Genomic DNA, 18,180 nt, shown 5'->3' with positions numbered 1-18,180 from the left:
TCGTACGTGCGGTGTTCAGGCGGTCTCGCGGACCGCGCGGTCCAGCGTGCGCAGGCCCTCGTCCAGCTCCTCCGGCGTCACGGTCAGCGGCGGCAGCAGCTTGACGACCTGGCTCTCCGGGCCTGAGGTCTCCAGCAGCAGGCCCAGCTCGAAGGCGCGGGCGCAGACCGCCGAGGCGCGGGACCGGTCCGCGAACTCCAGGCCCCAGACCAGGCCGCGGCCGCGGTAGTGGGCGCCGTATGCGGAGTTCTCCTCGCAGAGCGCGAGCAGGGCCTGTTCGACCTGTTCGCCGCGGACGAGGGTCTGCTTCTCCATCTGCCCGTCGGCCCAGTAGGCGTCGAGGGCGGCGGTGGCGGTGACGAACGCCGGATTGTTGCCGCGGAAGGTGCCGTTGTGCTCGCCCGGCTCCCAGACGTCCAGCTCGGGCCGGAACAGGCAGAGCGACATCGGCAGGCCGTAGCCGCTGATGGACTTGGAGAGGGTGACGATGTCCGGGGTGATCCCGGCCTCCTCGAAGGAGAAGAAGCCGCCGGTGCGGCCGCAGCCCATCTGGATGTCGTCGACGATCAGCAGCATGTCGCGGCGGTGGCACAGGTCGGCCAGCGCCCGCAGCCACTCGGGGCGGGCCACGTTGATGCCGCCCTCGCCCTGCACGGTTTCCACGATCACCGCGGCGGGCTTGTTGAGCCCGGAGCCCTGGTCCTCCAGGAGCCGCTCGAACCAGAGGAAGTCCGGGACCTGGCCGTCGAGGTAGTGGTCGAACGGCATCGGCGTGCCGTGCACCAGCGGGATCCCGGCGCCGGCCCGCTTGAACGCGTTGCCGGTGACGGCGAGCGAGCCCAGCGACATGCCGTGGAAGGCGTTGGTGAAGGAGACGACCGACTCGCGGCCCTTGACCTTCCTGGCCAGCTTCAGCGCGGCCTCCACGGCGTTGGTGCCGGTCGGCCCGGGGAACATCACCTTGTACGGCAGGTCGCGCGGCCGCAGCACCACCTCCTGGAAGGTCTCCAGGAAGGCGCGTTTGGCGGTGGTGGCCATGTCCAGGCCGTGGGTGATGCCGTCCCGCTCGATGTAGTCGATCAACGCCCGTTTCAGTACGGGGTTGTTGTGGCCGTAGTTGAGTGATCCGGCGCCGGCGAAGAAGTCGAGGTAGCTCCGGCCGTCCTCGTCGGTGAGCCGGGCGCCCTGCGCGGTGTCGAAGACGGCGGGCCAGCCGCGGCAGTAGCTGCGCACCTCCGACTCCAGGGTCTCGAAGACGCTCAGGTGGTCCAGGGGGGTGGTGACAGTCACAGCGAATCTCCTGTGGGGCGGGAGTGGAGGGGGCCGACGCGGTAGAGGACTTCGGGCTGGTGGGGCCCGTCCGGGAAGAGGTCCCCGGCGAAGAGGACTTCGCGGGTGAGGGGGACGTCATGGCGCCGGGCGTACGAGGTGAACAGTCGGTCCGATGCGGTGTTGTCCGGGGTGACGGTCGTCTCGACCGTCTCGATGCCGCGGGAGGCGACCCGCGTGGTCAGTGCGTCGAGGAGCACCCCGGCGAGGCCCTGGCCGCGGTGGGCGTGGTCGACGGCGATCTGCCAGACGACGAGGGTGTGGGGGCGTTCCGGCCGGATGTAGCCGGTGACGAAGGCGACCGGCTCGCCGTCCGCGCCGCGGGCCACCAGCGAGGTGGCGGCGAAGTCACGGCACCACAGCAGATAGCTGTACGAGGAGTTGAGGTCCAGGACCTCGGAGTCGCGGGCGATACGCCAGATCGCGGCTCCGTCCTCCACTCGTGGGCTGTCCAGAACAATGGCTGCTTGTGCTGCGGTCATGCCGAGGGAATTTACCGAGGGAATTCTTGGATTGCATTCCTCGAGGGGCTGGGCAGCGGGCGCCTCATGTGTTATCGCGCGGGCGCGAGCCCTCGCGTGGACGGTCGCAGAAATGGGCGATATGCCCGGTAATATCCGGGCATATCGCTTGTGGTGTGGAGTCCGTCACAGGGACGAAACGCGCGGTCGTTCCCCTGGAAATCTTGGTGTTTGAGGCCGGAGGAACCGGGCAGAAGAATGCGGGGACCTATTCACGGATGAATTGCCACGGCGATTCTTTCGTTTCTGGTTGATGGGGCGGGAGAATTTCGTTGCCCGGCTCTCTTCGGGTTTTCACCATTCGGAAATCAGCGCCACGATTTCTGCTCGCAGAAGTGCACGTCGTACGTCTCCTGGTGGGGAAGGAGGCTCTCCGCGGGCTCCTCGCCCCGCGCGATCCGCCCCAGCCGCCGGAAGTAGCCGAACCGCTCCACCCCCGGCGTGAGCACCACCAGCAGATCCGCCGGCGCGTGCGGCGCCGCCCCGAAGGCGTGGGGCAGGCCCGGCGGTACGACGACCAGATCGCCGGCGGCCACCCGTACTCGCTCCGTGCCCAGCAGCATGTCCAGGGCGCCGTCCAGGACATGGAAGACCTCCGTGGACCGCAGATGCCGGTGCGGCTTCGCGCCGTCCGCCCCGGTCGGCAGCGTCAGCCGGTTCGCGCCCAGCGCCCCGCCCGTGGCGTCCCCGTCCGCCAGCAGCCGGAACACCGCCCCCGACGGCAGCTCCACACGCTCCGCCGCGCTCCCTCGTACGACCAGATGGCGCACCCTGTCCTCCTTCGCCGGCCCGAATGCCGCGAGAACCAGTCCATCCCGGGAACCTGGCGCGACCAAGAAGCAGTTGAGCAGCACAGTGATCACGAACGTAGATGACCTACGTGGATGCAACGGGTCGGGTACGACACGAACGGCGATGGATGGGGGGCGGTCCCGTGGAGCTGCGTCAGCTGGAGTACTTCGTCGCGGTCGCGGAGGAGCTCGGCTTCGGCCGGGCCGCCGAGCGGCTGCACATCGTCCAAGGGGCGGTCAGCCAGCAGATCGCCCGCCTGGAGCGTGAGCTGGGCCTGCGCCTCTTCGACCGCTCCACCCGGCACGTACGGCTCACCTCGGCCGGGGAGCGGCTGCTGCCGGAGGCGAGGGCCGCGCTCGCGGCGAGCGCCCGGCTGCGCGAGACCGCCGCGGGGATCGCCGCCGGCACCGACGGGCTCGTACGGCTCGGCACCAGCCGGGCCTTCGCGGACCGGGTCTACCGCGCCCTGGACACCCTCGCGGCCGGCCGGCCGGGCCTGCGGGTACGCCTCGAACGGGCCCCGCAGGACGCCCGCCTCGCCGCCGTACGCTCAGGGCTCTTCGACGCGGCTCTGGTGCGCACGCTGCGCCAGGCCGAGGGCCTCACCCTGCACCACCTGTGGTCGGACCCGCTGATCGCCGCGCTCCCGGCGTCATACGACCCCGCGGCCGTGCCTGCCGGGGTGGGCGCCGGTACGGGTGGTCGGCCGGCCCCCGCCGCGGGGCCCGGCGCCGGGCTCGACCTTGAACGGCTGGTGCGGCTGCCCCTGCGGCTCGCGCCGCGCGAGGCCAACCCCGCCTTCCACGACCTGGTCACCGGCGCGCTGCCCGGCTGGGTGCCCGGGCCGGAGTTCACCACCCTCCAGGAGACCCTGACCGACCTGGCCGCCGACCCTGAGCCGTCCTGGACCGTCTTCTACCCGGTCGGCCCGCTCCCGCCGACCGACCGGATCGTCTTCCGCACACTCCCGGACCTGACGGTCCCGGTCTCCCTCGCGGTCCCGGCGGGCCCCGCGGCCCCGCCGGTCGCCGCCCTGCTCGACGCGCTCGCCGTCAGCGCGGCGCCTAGGTGACGGCCGGATCCACCGGAGCGCCGCCTTGCTGGACGCGCTCGCGGTCAGCGCCAACCGCGGCCGCGACGCTCAGCCCCAGCGCCGCCTGGCTCGACGCGCTCGCCGTCAGCGCCACGCCTCGGTGACGGCCCGCTCCGCCGCCGCCAGGTCCACCACCGTGCCGTTCCCGCCCAGCGCCGCGCCGAGCGCCGACAGCGAGCCGCGTACCACCTCGGGCGTGGCGTCCACGCCGTAGTGGTTGACCCGGATCATCTCCTTGGCGAGCGCGCCGCCACCAGCGGCCAGCGGCAGGGACGGGTCGGCGGCGAGCGCCTTCGCCACCAGTTCCGAGGCGTCGGTCCCGGCCGGGGCCCGCAGCGTCGTCGCCACCGGGGCCGCCTCGGACGCCTCATACACGTAGGGCTCCAGACCCCCGCCCAGCGCCAGGGCGCCCGCGCGGGTGGCCGCCGCGGCCGAGGCGTGCCGGCCCATCAGCGCGTCCAGGCCCTCCGTCTCGATCCGCTCCAGGCACGCCTCCAGGGCCAGCATCTCCAGCTGCGCCGGAGCGTGCAGCAGCGCCCGGCGGCCGCCGTCGATCCAGCGCTCCTTCCAGTCCAGCAGGGAGAGGTACGAGCGCCGCGGCGCGGCCGGGTTGGCGGCGAACCGCTCCCACGCCCGCGCGCTGACCGACACCGCCGACACCCCCGCCGGGCCGCCCATCGCCTTCTGCGCGCCGATGATGCACATGTCGACGCCCCAGGCGTCCGGCAGCACCGGTTCGGCGCCGACCGAGGCGACCGCGTCCAGGTAGAACAGCGCGCCGTGGGCCCGTACGACCTCGCCGATCTCGGCGACCGGGTTGGTGTTGCCGGTCGCCGCCTCGGCGTGCACCAGCGACACGAAGTCGGTCTCAGGGTGCTCGGCCAGGGCCCGCTCGATCTGCTCGGCGGTGACCGCCGTGTGGAACGGCACCTCCAGGTCGACGACGTGCGCCCCGCAGTCCCGCAGCCAGTTGCCGAAGGTCTGCCCGTACGGGCCGGTGACGACGTTCAGCGCGGTCGAACCGGCCCGTGCGCCGCTGCGGATGCATCCCTCCAGGGGCAGCAGCGCCTCGCCCTGGGTGATCACCACGTCCTGTTCGGTGGAGAGCAGGGCGGCGACGCGCCGCTCGATCTCCGCGAAGCGCGCGGCGGTCAGCGGGGCCAGGTCCAGGAGCGGGTGTGTCACGGTCACGGCGGTGCCTTTCTCGAACGTCTGCACCCGAGCGTATCCGGGCCCTGTGGGCGTGCTCGTACAGTGCAGACATGAGCGATCGCGTGGTGCTGCATGTGAAGGGGCGGGTGCTCGTCGGCCCGGAGGACGTACGGGACGAACTGTGGGTCGTCGACGGGCGGATCACGTACGACCGCCCGGCCGCCGAGGCGCACACCGTACGGGGCTGGGCGCTGCCGGGGCTGGTCGACGCGCACTGCCATGTCGGGCTCGACCGGCACGGCGCGGTGGACGAGGCCACGAGCGAGAAGCAGGCGCTGACGGACCGGGACGCGGGCACGCTGCTCATCCGGGACGCCGGGTCCGCCGCGGACACCCGCTGGATCGACGACCGCGACGACCTCCCCAAGATCATCCGTGCGGGCCGGCACATCGCCCGCACCCGCCGCTACATCCGCAACTACGCGCACGAGATCGAGCCGGAGGACCTCGTCGCCTACGTCGGCCGGGAGGCGCGGCGCGGTGACGGCTGGGTGAAGCTCGTCGGCGACTGGATAGACCGCGAGGCGGGCGACCTGACGGCCTGCTGGCCGCGCCCCGAGGTGGAGGCGGCGATCGCCGAGGCGCACCGGCTGGGCGCGCGGGTCACGGCGCACTGCTTCGCGGAGGACTCCCTGCGGGACCTCGTCGAGGCGGGCATCGACTGCATCGAGCACGCGACGGGCCTGACGGAGGACACGATCCCGCTCTTCGCGGAGCGGGGCGTCGCGATCGTGCCGACCCTGGTCAACATCGCCACGTTCCCGCACCTCGCGGACGGCGGCGAGGCGAAGTTCCCGCGCTGGTCGGCCCACATGCGCAGGCTGTACGAGAGCCGCTACGACACGGTCCGGTCGGCGTACGACGCCGGTGTACCGGTCTTCGTCGGCACGGACGCGGGCGGCTCACTGCCGCACGGCCTGGTCGCGGCCGAGGTCGAGGAACTGGTGAAGGCGGGCATCCCACCACTGGAGGCCCTGTCGGCGACCACCTGGGCAGCCCGCCGCTGGCTCGGCCGCCCGTCCCTGGAGGAGGGCGCCCCGGCGGACCTCGTCGTCTACGACGACGACCCACGGGCGGACGTCCGCGTCTTGGCGGCGCCGCGGGGGATTGTTATCGCTGGGCAGGTTGTGGGCTGAGGGGGCGGGTCGCCGCGAGGGCGGGCGGGGGCGGGGCGGGGCCTGCGGCCCGGCCGGTGGGCGGCCGTTGGCTTGGCCACCCGGTGCGTCGGGCGCAGGGGCGGTGTCTGGCGGTCCGTGAGCGCCCATCGCGTGCTCACGGCCGCAGGCGGGATCCGACGCCGGGCCCTGGGCCCGGCGCGCCCTGCGGCCGGCTGGTGGGCCGGTTGGTGTCCTTCCGCCGCGCGTCCGCGCGCGGGCGGGGCCTGCGGCCCTCGGCCGGTAGGCGGCTGCCGGCGTGTCCCCGCCGTCCGCCCAGGGCGGCCCGGTGCGCGGCCGTTGGCGCGTTCGCGCCGTGCCGGCGCAGGGGCGGTCCTTGGCCGGCAGGTCTTCGGAGCGCCGCCCTTGCGCCGCCCGGCGCGCGGGCCCTGCGGCCCTCGCCGGGTCGCGCCGTGCGTCCGGGCGCGGGGGCGGGGCTTGGTGGTCCCTGGCCGACAGGCAGGCGTCGGCGTGGTCAACGCCGTGCGCCCGGCCCGGCGGCGGCGCCCGTCGCCGCCCCCGAGCCGGGGTCCCCGCCCCCCGCCGGTGGCTCAGCGTGTGAAGAACGCCAGCCGGGCCCGCTTCTCGGGGATGAAGACCTCCGGGAGGTCCACCTCCGGCAGTACGACCTCAGGGCCCAGCTCGAAGCCCAGTCGGACCAGGCGGGCGATCGCCTTGTCGTTGGACGCGTCCGGTTCCGCGACCAGGCGGTCGCGGCCCTGGAGGGCGAAGTCCAGCAGCACGCCAAGGACCTTGCCGGAGAAGCCGGGGCGCGCGGGGCCGGTGGCCGGGGCGAGCATCAGGTGGACGCCGAGGTCGCCCGGGGCGGCGTCGTAACACTCGCTGACCCGGTCGGCGTCCGGCTCGTACGTCTGGAACAGCGCGACCGGTACGTCGTCGAGGGTGACGAGGAAGCCGTGGTGGGTGGTGAGCGAGTCCAGGTGGGCGTAGATCTCCCGGACCTGCTCCACGGTCGTCTCGCCCATGCCCCAGAACCTGGCCCGCTCCTGGCTCACCCACGAGTGGATCAGGGCGGCGTCCCGCGCGGGATCGACGGGGGCGACCCGGACCGTGCCGAACCCCTCGACTGTCTGCTCGAACAGGGGCTGCGGCAACGTCTGACGCTCCTCGGAGCCGCGCGCGGACCCGTGCTCGCGGGCCAGGCGGTCCCAGTCGGTGATCACGGGGGCGAGTTCCCCGCGCAGCCACAGCGGCAGCTGGTCGGTCCGGTGCGGGTCGCCCGCGACACCGGACGCGCCGAACGGCACGACCCACAGGCTGTTGTCGCGGTCGGCGAGGTCCCACACGTAGCGGGCGGCCGACGCGCGGGCGCTGCGGTCGGTGACACCGGGCACGCTGGAGGTGGACATGACGCAGTCGTGGTCGCCGTCCAGACCCGGCCACCGCGCGTCGTCCTGGTCGGGCAGCGCGCTCCACGGCGCGAGCCGGTGCGTCTCCCCCCACGCCCGCGGCGGATCGCCGGCGGCGACCTCCTCCAGCGCGTCGCGTACGGCCAGGGCGATGTCGGCGGCCGGTACGGGCCCACGGGTCAGCAGCGTCTCCAGCGCGTAGGCGACCCGCGGCACGAGCCCCAGCCACGGCTGGAACAGCGCGGGGTAGGCGGGAGGTTCGGCGAGCGGGGCGAGCGCGGGGTGCGCCGCGATCCGCCGTACGACGGCCGCGCGTACGGCCGCGTACGCCCCGGCGTCGGCGGAGGCGGCGTCCATCCGCCGGTCCCAGCCGAGCAGCCGCGCCCGCAGCGCCTCGCCGTCGGCGGAAAGCGTGCCGCAGGCGTCCGAGCCGTCCGCGGAAAGTGGGCTCTCCGGCGTCGCCAGGGCCTCCACCACCGCCAGCAGCCCGCCCGCCGAGGCGAGATACGTGTCCGTGTGGATCGCGCGCATGTCCGTGGCCGACCAGGCCGTCGACGACGCCAGGAGCTCGGCGACACGGCGCGCGCGGTGCGGGGCCGCGAACTCGATGCCGACCGGCGTCGCCAGGCCGCGCGCGTTGGCCATCACGGCGACGCCGTCGACCTGCGCCCGGGGGAGCGGGTCTTGCCAGCCCTGCCAGGCGTGGGCGGCTTCCCAGGCGGGGACGATCCGCAGCGTGTTGTCGCGGTGGCGCAGCGGGACCCGCCCGGCGACCCGGTGCAGCACCCCGCCCGCGGTGTCCGCGGCCTGGACGACGTTGACCGGCTCCACCCACCGGTCGAACGCCCGGTCCACGTCGTCGACGGTACGGGCGGCGAGCAGCGCCGGGAGGGCGGAGAACCCCAGGTCGCCGGTGACGCGCGGCGGATGGCGCAGGCTGATCCCGCTCGCGCCGTCGGGCGCGGTGAGGATCAGCGGCCCACGCTCGGTCTCGGCCACCTCGACGGTGACCGGGTCCCCGCCCGCGACCTCGATCGTCTCGGTGTGCGTGTGGACGGGCTCCCAGCCGCCGGGGCCGAGCGCCTCCAGCCGTCCCTCGACCCGCCGCAGCCGCTCGCGGTACAGGTCCTGGTAGTCGGCCATGGCGTTGGTGATGGCCCAGGCGACGTGCCCGGTGTGCCCGAAGTGGGCCAGGCCCGGTACGCCCGGCACCGCGAACCCGACCACGTCGTATTCGGGGCAGGCCAGATGGATCTGCTGGTAGACGCCGGGCGCCTCGATGAAGCGGTGCGGGTCGCCCGCGATCAGCGCGGCGCCGGTGGCGGTCCGCCCGGGGGCGACGAGCCAGCCGTTGCTGCCGGAGGTGCCGGGGCCGTCGGTGGCGAACAGCTCGGTCCACTCCTCGCCGAGCCGCCGCGCGACCTCCTCGCGCCACAGCTTGGTGGGGAACCCGGCGAACAGGATGTGCGTGGAGAGCCAGACCGCCAGCGGCGTCCACGGCTCCCAGCGGCCGGGCGTGAGCCCGGTGGCGGTGAACTCGGCCGTACGGTCCGCCCCTTCGGCCAGACCGTCGTTGACGCCGTCGACGTACGAGGTGACCCACGCGGCGGTGGCGGGGTCCAGCCGCTGGAAGCAGCGCCGGGCGGTGTCGGCGAGGCGGACCTGGCGGACGAACGTGTCCCAGCCGGTCTCGGCCGCGCCGAGGAAGGACGCGGAGGTGCCCTGGGCGCGGTGCCGCTCGACCTCCAGCTGCCACGCGCGGTCGAGCGCGGTGTGGCGGCCCTGCGCGAAGGCGAGTTCGGCCGGGTCGGCGGCCCTCAGATGCGGGATCCCCCAGCTGTCCCGGATGGCCTCGATAGTCACAGTGATCCCGATCTCTTTAGGTTAGGCTGCCCTAACTTATGGCACGGGCGTCCGAGAATCAATCCGCGCCTCCACTCGGTCCGCCGCCGCCTGCGACAGGCGCGCAGTTGACGCTCCGTGACCGATGGTCGAGCTGGCTCGTTATGGCACTCTTCGCATGCTCCGGCGCGTACAGCCGCACGCCCCGCCCTGAGTCCTGGAGCGGCGGGGCTGACGGGACTCCCTGGAACGCCTGTGCCGGAATATTCGAATGTGAGCGCGGAAACCCCCCTTTGGGGTGAACTCACTTCAGGTGTCTGCCAGTTCACCCTCAGTGCGTAAAGATTCCGGTGTCTCAAGTCGCTCGTGGCCACGTGTCCCCGTGGGCCGCCGGGCGACGCCATGTCTCTTGTGGGGGTTCCACCACCTTGAACAGCAACACCTTCCGCATGCCCGCACGCCGCCCGGCCGCCCTCGCGGCCGCCGTGGCGCTCGCCGCCGGCCCCGTGCTGCTCACCGCCCCCGCGGCGCACGCCACCGGCTCCGGTGCCCAGGGGCAGGCCGGCGCCGTGGTCCTGCGGACCGGGCTCGACGTGAACCTGCTCAACAAGACCGTCAGCGTCCCCCTCAAGGCCTCGCTCAACGAGGTCAAGGCGCCCGCGAGCGCCCGGAAGACCGCGCTGAGCGTGCGACTGGACGGCGTCGACCAGGGCAAGCCCTTCAGCGTGCTGCGCGCCGATGTCGCCACGGCCAGTGCGACGGTCACGCCGACCAGGGCGGAGGGCTTCACCAACCTCGCCAAGGCCCGCGTCCACCTGCCCGGACTGCCGCTGCTCTCCCTGATCGAGGTCGAGAAGGTCACCTCCAAGGCCGTCTGCGAGAAGGGCAGGCAGCCGGTCGCCGAGTCGAACGTCCTCGGCCATGTCACGGTCCTGGGCAAGAAGGTGAAGCTCACCGCCGGCGGACAGACCAAGGTCACCGTCCCCGGCGTGGGCGAGGTGACCCTCGACCTCTCCCGTACGCGGACCACCTCGACCACTGCCGCCGCCACCGCGCTCGAACTGAAGGTGTCCGTCAACCCGCTCAACCTCAACGTCGCCGAGGTCGAGGGCGTGGTCACCCTCGCCGAGGCCACGTGCACGGCGCCCAGGCCCGGAGGCAAGCCCACCGAGCAGCCTTCCGAGCCCCCCTCGCAGCGGCCCGACGACGCCAGCGGCACGAACGGCAGCCGTGACACCGGCATCACGGCACAGGGCGGCGAACCCACCGCCAACCTCGCCGAGACCGGCGGCAGCTCCGCCACGCCGTACGTGGCCGGTGGCGCCCTCCTCCTCGTCGGCGCGGGCGCCGGAGCCCTCACCCTCAACCGCCGCGCCCGCGCCCGGGGCTGACACGGCCACCGAGCCGGCCTGAGCGGACAACGCGCCGCGCTCAGGCCGCGCTCGGACGGGCCGCGAGTCGTCCCGGGCCGCGCTCGGGCAGACCGCGAGCCGTCCGGAGCCGTGCTCGGACTGCCTGGCGGTGCCCGGGCCGCGCCCGGAGTGGCCCGGGCTGGCCCTCAGGCAACCCCGGAGCCGCTCAGGCCGCGCCCGGCCAGGAGCGCCCTTCGCTCGGGCGGCCACTGGGCAGGACGCGCGCCCCCGGGGCGTCCCGGAGCCGCTCGCTCAGGCCACGCCCCGACCGGTCGGCCTCAGGCCGCCCCCGCTCGGACCGCGCTCGGACAGACCGCGAGTCGTCCCGGGCCGCGCTCGGGGACAGCCCCGCCCTCGCTCGGGCCGCCCCCGGGCAGGACCCGGGCCACACCCGGGGCCGCCCCAGAGCCGATGGCCCCGCCCGGACGGCGAGGCAGGGCCTGACGCGACCGGACAAAGGGACGAGGCCCCGCGTCAGCGGATCGCGCAGCCGACCATCACCAGCGCCTGGTCCAACGCCTGCAGGAAACGGTTGGTGGTCACCCGGTCCCGGACCGCGAGGCGGAGCCACTGGCGCCCAAGGCCCGGAAACGTGTCGCCGCGGCGCGCCGCGAAGCCCAGGCTTCGCAGGCGCTCGCGGACCTCGTCCGCCCGCTCCATCCGCACCAGCACGAACGGTCCCTCGGCCGTCTCCACGGCCCGTACCTCGTCGAACTCCGCCAGCCCCGCCAGCAGATGCGCCCGTTCGACGGCGATCTTGTGCGCCGCCTCCTCCGCCTCCGCCAGCGCCGCCGCCGACATGCACGCCTCGGCCGCCGCAAGCGCCGGCGTCGACACCGGCCACAGCGGCTGCGCCCGCTCCAGGGCCGTCACCGTCGCCGGATCCGCGAGGACGTAACCGATCCGCAGCCCCGCGAGCCCCCACGTCTTGGTGAGACTGCGCAGCACCACCAGACCCGGTACGTCCGTCCGCCCGGCCAGCGCCTCACGCTCGCCCGGCACCGCGTCCATGAACGCCTCGTCCACCACCAGCGTCCGCCCGGGACGGGCCAGCGCGGCCAGCGCCGCCGCCGGGTGCAGGACGGACGTCGGGTTGGTCGGATTGCCGACCACCACCAGATCCGCGTCCTCTGGCACCGCGGCCGGATCGAGCCGGAACCCGTCCTCCTCCCGCAGCAGCACTCGGGTCACCTCGTGCCCCGCGTCTCGCAGCGCCGCCTCCGGCTCCGTGAACTGCGGATGCACGACCACCGCGTGGCGCACCGGCAGCGCCCGCGCGATCAGCACGAACGCCTCGGCGGCGCCCGCGGTCAGCAGCACGCGGTCGGGTTGCAGGTCATGGCGGGCCGCGACCGCCGAGCGGGCGGCCCGCCCGTCCGGATAGGCCGCCAGGCCCATGAGTGAGTCGGCGATCCGCTCGCGCAGCCACGGCGGGGGAGTGTTCGTCCGCACATTGACCGCGAGATCGGTCAGCTTCTCGTCCCGTACCTCCGCGTCACCGTGGTGACGAAGATCGTGGACGACCTGGTGAACGTCGGGGATGTCAGGGTGTCTATGCATGGCCGCCGTGGTGTGGGTGGGGGGTGGACGGCACGCCGCGGGGAACGGCCTGCCGAGGGGACAACTCCAGGGTGGATCCGACGACATCGGCGGACCGCGCCCGGTTTCGGGGTACCCCGGTGGGGACGACCGGGGTGAAGGGAGCGGCGAAAGCCGTTTCCCCACGGGTGTACCCGGGTCCCTCCGTCAACAACCGCGCAGATGAGCCAGGTTCGCGACGGACGAGTCGGTACATAACGGGTGCTTGGGGTCGGTCGAGCACCCCACCTCGGCCGTTCCGTCCCGCCCGGATTCCTTGGCCGTTCCGCCTCGCCCGGACCCCGTGGGGGGCCCTTCCCGCCCGGACCCCGCACTCGTTCCGTCCCGCCGGGACCCCGTGGCGGTCCCGTTCTCCCCGGCCGCCGCCGACGCTCCGGCCGGGCCCGTCACCCGGGCCACCGCGCACGTCACCCGCGCCGGCGGGGACGACTTCCGTTTCGGTACGAGCAGTTCGCCGCCGCCCGCGAAGGCCAGTGCCGCCGCCTCCGCCACCGAGGGCGTGCCCGCCCGCGCCCGGACCAGGGCGGACGGGTGCGGGACGGGCACCGACGCCAGGTCGCCCGGCGGGTACGCCACCAGCGGGAGCCCCAGCCGCGCCGCCGCGCCGACGATCCCCGGCTCCGCCGCCTTCGCCTCGACCGTGGCCAGCGCCCGTACCCGCGTCAACGCCAGGCCCGCGCTCCGCAGCGTCTCCTCCACCAGGGCGCACACCTCGTCCACCGACACCCCCCGACCGGCCCCGACGCCGACCACGAGCCCGCTCACCGGGCACCGGGCCGCAGGGGGACACGACACGGCCGGATGTGCGCGGTGGCCGCCCGATCGGATAGCAAGAGCCCATGGCCGTATTCGTCGCGCTCGGCGCGTTCCTGATGACGCTGTTCGGCGGCTGGGTCGCCGGCCGTGTCACCGACCGGCGCCACCTCGTCCTCGGCCTCGCCGGCGGTCTGATGCTCGGCGTCGTGGGCCTCGACCTCCTCCCCGAGGCGGTCGAGGCCGCCGGGGCAGAGGTGTTCGGAGTTCCGCGGGCCCTGCTGCTCTTCGTCGGCGGATTCCTCCTCGCGCACTTGGTGGAACGCCTCCTGGCGGTCCGTCAGGCCGCGCACGGCGCCGACGCGGATTGGGGAGCAGCGCGAAGCGCTTCGATGGGGGGTGGTGGTCGGGCGACGGGAGGGCGGGTGCCCCAGGTCGGCCTGACCGCCGCCGCGGCCATGGTCGGACACAGCCTCATGGACGGCATCGCGCTGGGCGCCGCCTTCCAGATCGGCGGCGGCATGGGCGCCACCGTCGCGCTCGCCGTCATCACCCACGACTTCGCCGACGGCTTCAACACGTACACCATCACCAGCCTCTACGGAAACGCCCGCCACAAGGCCGTGGCCATGCTCGTCGCCGACGCCCTCGCCCCGATCGTGGGCGCCGCCTCGACGCTCTTCTTCAGCCTCCCCGAGGAGCTGCTCGGCAGCTACCTCGGCTTCTTCGGCGGCGCGCTGCTCTACCTCGCCGCGGCCGAGATCCTGCCCGAGGCACACCACGACCACCCCGCGCGCTCCACGCTGGCGTGCACGGTCGCGGGGGTGGCGTTCATCTGGCTCGTGGTGGGCCTCTCGCACTGAGACGACGGCCCGGCGCACGGAGGTTACGCAGGTCATGGACGCGTGCCCGCGCGGCAGTGCTCGACCAGGCGCCACGCCGTCCCCGGCGCCGCCGCCCAGTGCGTGTGCAGATAACTCGCGTGGACACCGCCCTGTACGAACCCCTCCACGCGCCGCTCCGGCTGCCGAAGCCCCCACGCCGGAACGGGGCCCGCGCCCGGCTCCACGACGGTCCGGTGGAATTCGTGCCCCCGCATCCGGGTCCCCGCCACGGCCAGCGGGCTGTCGCTCACCGCGACCGCGTCGCGGTAGCCCAGCGTCAGCCGCTCCGACATCCGCGCATCGGCGTCCAGCACCCCGCACATCGGCTTGCCGTCCAGCGACCGCGCCAGATACAGCAGCCCGGCACACTCCGCGGCGATCGGCGCACCGGAGCGCGCCAGCTCGGCGACGGCCTTCCGCAACGGCTCGTTGGCGGACAGCTCCGCCCCGTACATCTCGGGAAACCCGCCCCCGATGACGAGCCCACTCGTCCCCTCAGGCAGCGCCTCGTCCCTGAGCGGATCGAACGTGACGACCTCGGCCCCGGCGGCGGTGAGCAGCTCGGCGTGCTCGGCGTACGAGAACGTGAACGCGGCCCCGCCGGCGACCGCTACGCGAGGTTGTGGGCAATCGTCGCGCAGGGCTGGGGGTCCCTCCCAGGCGGAGCTCTGGGGGAGGGTGGGCACAGCCGACCCACCGGCGGACGGTCGCCCCTCGACCTCAGCCGACCACGGCTCGACGCGCAGCTCCGGAGCCGACCGGGCAAGCGCCAGCAGCCCCTCCAGGTCGCATCCCTGGAGGACCTGCTCCGCCTGCGCCGCCACGGCGGCCACCGCCGCCGCCTGCCGCTCGGCCACCGGCACCAGCCCCAGGTGCCGCGACGGCGTCGCCACCGCGGGCGCCCGCCGCAGTACGCCGAGCACCGGCACCCCGGACTCGCCGAGCGCCTCCCGCAGCAGATGCTCATGGCGGTCGGTGGCAACCTTGTTGAGGATCACCCCGCCGATCCGCACCTCCGGGTCCCAGGACGCGAAGCCGTGCACCAGCGCCGCCACCGAGCGGGACTGCGACGACGCGTCCACCACCAGCACCACCGGCGCCTTCAGCAACTTGGCGACCTGCGCGGTCGACGCCAGCTCGCCCTGGTCGGCGGCGCCGTCGTACAGACCCATCACCCCCTCCACGACGGCCAGGTCGCAGCCGCGCGCGCCGTGCGCGAAGAGCGGCGCGACCAGCTCCGTACCGCACATGAACGCGTCGAGGTTGCGGCCCGGCCGGCCGGTGGCCAGCGCGTGGTAGCCGGGATCGATGTAGTCCGGGCCGACCTTGTGCGGCGAGACCGCCAGACCACGGCCGGCGAACGCGGCCATCAGGCCGGTCGCGACCGTGGTCTTGCCCGCGCCGGAGGACGGCGCGGCGATGACGAGACGTGCTACCACTCGATGCCCCGCTGCCCCTTCTGACCGGCGTCCATCGGGTGCTTCACCTTCGACATGTCGGTCACCAGATCCGCGAAGTCCATCAGTTCCTGCGGCGCGTTGCGCCCGGTGATCACCACGTGCTGCTGACCCGGGCGGTTGCGCAGCACCTCGACGACCTCGGCGGTGTCGACCCAGCCCCAGTGCAGCAGATACGCGAACTCGTCGAGGACGTAGAACTTGTACGTCTCGGCCGCGAGGTCGCGCTTGACCTGCTCCCAGCCCTCACGGGCCTTGTCCTCGTGGGACTGCTCGCCCTCGGCGACCTCGCGCTGGATCCACGACCAGCCCTCGCCCATCTTGTTCCAGGTGACCGTGCCACCCTTGCCGGTCTCGCCGAGGGCCTTGAGCGCGTTCTCCTCGCCGACCTTCCACTTCGCCGACTTGACGAACTGGAACACCCCGACGGGCCAGCCCTGGTTCCAGGCGCGCAGCGCCATCCCGAACGCGGCCGTCGACTTCCCCTTGCCGACGCCCGTGTGCACCATCACCAGTGCACGGTTGCGGCGCTGACGGGTGGTGAGCCCGTCGTCGGGTACGACGGTCGGCTGTCCCTGCGGCATTACGCGGCCCTCCTCGTTGTCTTGAGCGATGTCGTCCTGTGCGTTTCCTGTACGTCCCTCACGAGACCGGCGATGCTGTCGGCCCGCAGCTCGTCCAGCGTCACGGCGGTGCCGCCGAGCTCACGGGCGAGGTCCCCGGCGAGGCCGAGCCGCACCATCCCCGTCTCGCAGTCCACGACGACGGACGCCGTCCCCTCGGCGGCGTGCAGCCGCGCGGCCCGGGCGGCCAGCGCCACGGGATCGGGGCCGCCGGTCGCCCGGCCGTCCGTCACCACGACCAGCAGCGGGCGGCGCGAGGGATCACGCAACCGCTCCACGCGCAGTACGTCATGTGCCTTCAGCAGGCCCGCCGCCAGCGGGGTGCGGCCCCCGGTCGGCAGCCCTTCCAGCCGGGCGGCGGCGGCGTCCACCGACGACGTCGGCGGCAGCGCCACCTCGGCGCCCTTGCCTCGGAAGGTCACCAGACCGACCTTGTCGCGCCGCTGATAGGCGTCGAGGAGCAGCGACAGCACCGCGCCCTTCACCGCGCCCATCCGCTGCCGTGCCGCCATCGAGCCGGAGGCGTCGACGGCGAACAGCACGAGATTGCCCTCCCGGCCCTCGCGGGTGGCCTGCCGCAGGTCGTCCCGGCGGACCACCAGGCCCGGTCCTGAGCGGCCGCGCGCCTTCTGGTGCGGGGCGGCCGCGGCCACCGTCGCGGTCAGGTGCAGCTTGGTCAGCGCGCCGCGCGGGCGGGTCGAGCCGGTGGTCCGGCCGGCGTCGGTACGGGCCCGGGAGCGGCGGCCGGCCGCGCCCTCGCCGAGCCCGGGCACGCTGAGCACCTTCGTACGGAACGGCTCACCGGCCTTGACGGCGGCCCGCTCACCGGCACCGGGACCGCCGGTGGACGGCGCGGGCTCGGGGGACTCCTCGGGCGCGGGGCTCTCCGGGGCGGCGTCAGGCCCAACGCCCTGAGGCGGCACGCCCCCGCCCCCTCCGCCCGGACCGCCGTCGCCCGGGCCCTGCGGGTCCGGGTCGTCGTCGGGCGCGTCGTCGCCCTTGAACTGCTCCAGGGTCTCGTCGAGCTTGTCCTGGTCCAGTCCCGGCGCATCGAACGGATTGCGTCGCCGGCGGTGCGGAAGCGCGAGCAGCGCGGCCTGCCGTACGTCGTCGGAGGTGACCTCCGTACGTCCCGCCCACGCGGCCAGCGCCGTCGCCGTACGCGCCATCACGATGTCGGCGCGCATGCCGTCCACCTCGAACGCGGCGCAGGTCGCGGCGATCTGGAGCAGGGCCGCGTCCCCGAGGACGACCTGCGGCAGCAGGGCGCGCGCGGCGACGATCCGCTCCCGCAGCGCGACCTCCTCGTCCGCCCAGCGGGCGGCGAAGGCGGCCGGGTCGTCCTCGAACGCCAGCCGCCGCCGCACGACCTCGACCCGCTGCTCGGGCTCGCGGGAGGCGGCGACCTCCACGGTCAGGCCGAACCGGTCGAGAAGCTGGGGCCTGAGCTCGCCCTCCTCGGGATTCATGGTCCCGACGAGCAGGAAGCGCGCGGCATGCCGTACGGAGACGCCCTCGCGCTCGACGTGGGAGGCGCCCATGGCGGCTGCGTCCAGGAGAAGGTCCACGAGGTGGTCGTGGAGGAGATTGACCTCGTCGACGTAGAGGATGCCGCGGTGGGCCTGCGCGAGCAGCCCCGGCTCGAAGGCCTTCACGCCTTCGGCGAGGGCCCGCTCGATGTCCAGCGCCCCGACGAGCCGGTCCTCGGACGCCCCGACGGGCAGCTCGACGAGCCGCGTCGCACGCGTGACGCCCGGCGCGGGCTCGTGCGGCCCGTCAGGACACTGCGGGTCGGGGGTCTCGGGCACGCACGAGAAGCGGCAGCCCTCGACGACGTCCATGGCGGGCAACAGCGCCGTCAAGCCGCGCACGATCGTCGACTTGGCCGTGCCCTTCTCACCCCGGACGAGCACGCCGCCGATGCCTGGTGAGACGGCGTTGAGCAGCAGGCTCAGCCGCATGTCGTCCATGCCGACGACAGCCGTGAACGGATAGGGAACCGAGGCCATTGAATCGATACCCCTTTCGAGGGAACTGCTGCGAGTGACGATGTCTGTGCGGCCGTGTCGGGTCATCATGGTGCGGTGTTCCCCGCGCACGCGGGGATGGTCCCGCGGTCAGCCCGGCTGTGGGCGAAGT

14 protein-coding genes are annotated in these 18,180 nt (G+C 73.9%); 4 read left to right on the top strand and 10 right to left on the bottom strand.

Annotation, left to right across the window (positions count from 1 at the left end; translation table 11 throughout):
- Positions 1 to 15 precede the first annotated feature (15 nt).
- The 3 genes from ectB to ACZ7LT_RS00415 form a co-directional block, all read right to left on the bottom strand.
- Positions 16 to 1,290, bottom strand: coding sequence for a diaminobutyrate--2-oxoglutarate transaminase (ectB, locus tag ACZ7LT_RS00425; RefSeq protein ID WP_471232441.1), 1,275 nt, complete (start codon positions 1,288 to 1,290; stop codon positions 16 to 18).
- Positions 1,287 to 1,811 (bottom strand): diaminobutyrate acetyltransferase, encoded by a 525-nt coding sequence (ectA, locus tag ACZ7LT_RS00420; RefSeq protein WP_471232439.1) that lies wholly within the window; start codon positions 1,809 to 1,811, stop codon positions 1,287 to 1,289. The genes ectB and ectA overlap by 4 nt, the downstream gene beginning before the upstream one ends.
- Before the next feature lie 347 nt (positions 1,812 to 2,158).
- The gene (locus ACZ7LT_RS00415; RefSeq protein WP_471232437.1) at positions 2,159 to 2,620 is read right to left on the bottom strand and encodes a cupin domain-containing protein; all 462 of its coding nucleotides are present in this window, start codon (positions 2,618 to 2,620) and stop codon (positions 2,159 to 2,161) included.
- A gap of 164 nt (positions 2,621 to 2,784) precedes the next feature.
- Here ACZ7LT_RS00415 and ACZ7LT_RS00410 point away from each other — a divergent pair, with 164 nt between their 5' ends.
- Positions 2,785 to 3,714, top strand: a complete 930-nt coding sequence (locus tag ACZ7LT_RS00410; protein WP_471232436.1) for a LysR family transcriptional regulator — start codon at positions 2,785 to 2,787, stop codon at positions 3,712 to 3,714.
- Positions 3,715 to 3,819: 105 nt separating this feature from the next.
- On the opposite strand, the gene ACZ7LT_RS00405 is transcribed toward ACZ7LT_RS00410, so the two are convergent.
- On the bottom strand, positions 3,820 to 4,920 hold the full coding sequence (locus ACZ7LT_RS00405) for a pyridoxal-phosphate-dependent aminotransferase family protein (protein WP_471234743.1): 1,101 nt from the start codon (positions 4,918 to 4,920) through the stop codon (positions 3,820 to 3,822).
- A 77-nt stretch (positions 4,921 to 4,997) separates the two neighbouring features.
- Between ACZ7LT_RS00405 and ACZ7LT_RS00400 the strand changes: the two genes are divergently transcribed.
- Entirely contained in the window at positions 4,998 to 6,083 is a 1,086-nt protein-coding gene (locus tag ACZ7LT_RS00400) for an amidohydrolase family protein (protein WP_471232435.1), read from the top strand.
- Between the two features lie 569 nt (positions 6,084 to 6,652).
- Here ACZ7LT_RS00400 and ACZ7LT_RS00395 read toward each other — a convergent pair.
- Positions 6,653 to 9,334, bottom strand: coding sequence for a GNAT family N-acetyltransferase (locus tag ACZ7LT_RS00395; RefSeq protein WP_471232434.1), 2,682 nt, complete (start codon positions 9,332 to 9,334; stop codon positions 6,653 to 6,655).
- 407 nt (positions 9,335 to 9,741) lie between these two features.
- Between ACZ7LT_RS00395 and ACZ7LT_RS00390 the strand changes: the two genes are divergently transcribed.
- Positions 9,742 to 10,704 (top strand): SCO1860 family LAETG-anchored protein, encoded by a 963-nt coding sequence (locus tag ACZ7LT_RS00390; RefSeq protein WP_471232433.1) that lies wholly within the window; start codon positions 9,742 to 9,744, stop codon positions 10,702 to 10,704.
- A 495-nt stretch (positions 10,705 to 11,199) separates the two neighbouring features.
- Here the strand turns inward: ACZ7LT_RS00390 and cobC are convergent, their stop codons facing one another.
- Both cobC and ACZ7LT_RS00380 read right to left on the bottom strand, forming a co-directional pair.
- Positions 11,200 to 12,285 (bottom strand): Rv2231c family pyridoxal phosphate-dependent protein CobC, encoded by a 1,086-nt coding sequence (gene cobC, locus ACZ7LT_RS00385; protein ID WP_471232431.1) that lies wholly within the window; start codon positions 12,283 to 12,285, stop codon positions 11,200 to 11,202.
- Positions 12,286 to 12,471: 186 nt separating this feature from the next.
- Positions 12,472 to 13,089 carry a cobalamin biosynthesis protein gene (locus tag ACZ7LT_RS00380; protein WP_471232429.1) on the bottom strand — a complete coding sequence of 206 codons (618 nt, stop codon included), beginning with the start codon at positions 13,087 to 13,089 and terminating at the stop codon, positions 12,472 to 12,474.
- A 74-nt stretch (positions 13,090 to 13,163) separates the two neighbouring features.
- Here ACZ7LT_RS00380 and ACZ7LT_RS00375 point away from each other — a divergent pair, with 74 nt between their 5' ends.
- Positions 13,164 to 13,940: a ZIP family metal transporter gene (locus ACZ7LT_RS00375; protein WP_471232427.1), complete on the top strand. Its 777-nt coding sequence runs from the start codon at positions 13,164 to 13,166 to the stop codon at positions 13,938 to 13,940.
- 32 nt (positions 13,941 to 13,972) lie between these two features.
- Here ACZ7LT_RS00375 and ACZ7LT_RS00370 read toward each other — a convergent pair whose 3' ends face one another.
- From ACZ7LT_RS00370 to ACZ7LT_RS00360, 3 genes are read right to left on the bottom strand one after another with little or no spacing between them, the layout of a single operon-like run.
- Complete coding sequence (locus tag ACZ7LT_RS00370) at positions 13,973 to 15,400, bottom strand: cobyrinate a,c-diamide synthase (RefSeq protein WP_471232426.1); 1,428 nt, start codon at positions 15,398 to 15,400, stop codon at positions 13,973 to 13,975.
- Positions 15,394 to 16,002, bottom strand: a complete 609-nt coding sequence (cobO, locus tag ACZ7LT_RS00365) for a cob(I)yrinic acid a,c-diamide adenosyltransferase (protein WP_471232424.1) — start codon at positions 16,000 to 16,002, stop codon at positions 15,394 to 15,396. Before cobO ends, ACZ7LT_RS00370 begins: the two co-directional genes overlap by 7 nt.
- Positions 16,002 to 18,050, bottom strand: coding sequence for a putative cobaltochelatase (locus tag ACZ7LT_RS00360; protein ID WP_471232422.1), 2,049 nt, complete (start codon positions 18,048 to 18,050; stop codon positions 16,002 to 16,004). The genes cobO and ACZ7LT_RS00360 overlap by 1 nt, the downstream gene beginning before the upstream one ends.
- Between the last annotated feature and the right edge of the window lie 130 nt (positions 18,051 to 18,180).

This window comes from Streptomyces sp. NPDC039465 (assembly GCF_055639315.1).
Note: the sequence above shows the minus strand (reverse complement) of the source record. Positions and strands in the feature narration are given on the sequence as shown.

What these genes read in the sequence shown, in the direction of transcription:
- ectA (WP_471232439.1), bottom strand. Translation starts at nt 1,811, where the DNA reads ATGACCGCAGCACAAGCAGCCATTGTTCTGGACAGCCCACGAGTGGAG.
- ACZ7LT_RS00400 (WP_471232435.1), top strand. Translation starts at nt 4,998, where the DNA reads ATGAGCGATCGCGTGGTGCTGCATGTGAAGGGGCGGGTGCTCGTCGGC.
- cobC (WP_471232431.1), bottom strand. Translation starts at nt 12,285, where the DNA reads ATGCATAGACACCCTGACATCCCCGACGTTCACCAGGTCGTCCACGAT.
- ACZ7LT_RS00375 (WP_471232427.1), top strand. Translation starts at nt 13,164, where the DNA reads ATGGCCGTATTCGTCGCGCTCGGCGCGTTCCTGATGACGCTGTTCGGC.
- cobO (WP_471232424.1), bottom strand. Translation starts at nt 16,002, where the DNA reads ATGCCGCAGGGACAGCCGACCGTCGTACCCGACGACGGGCTCACCACC.
- ACZ7LT_RS00360 (WP_471232422.1), bottom strand. Translation starts at nt 18,050, where the DNA reads ATGGCCTCGGTTCCCTATCCGTTCACGGCTGTCGTCGGCATGGACGAC.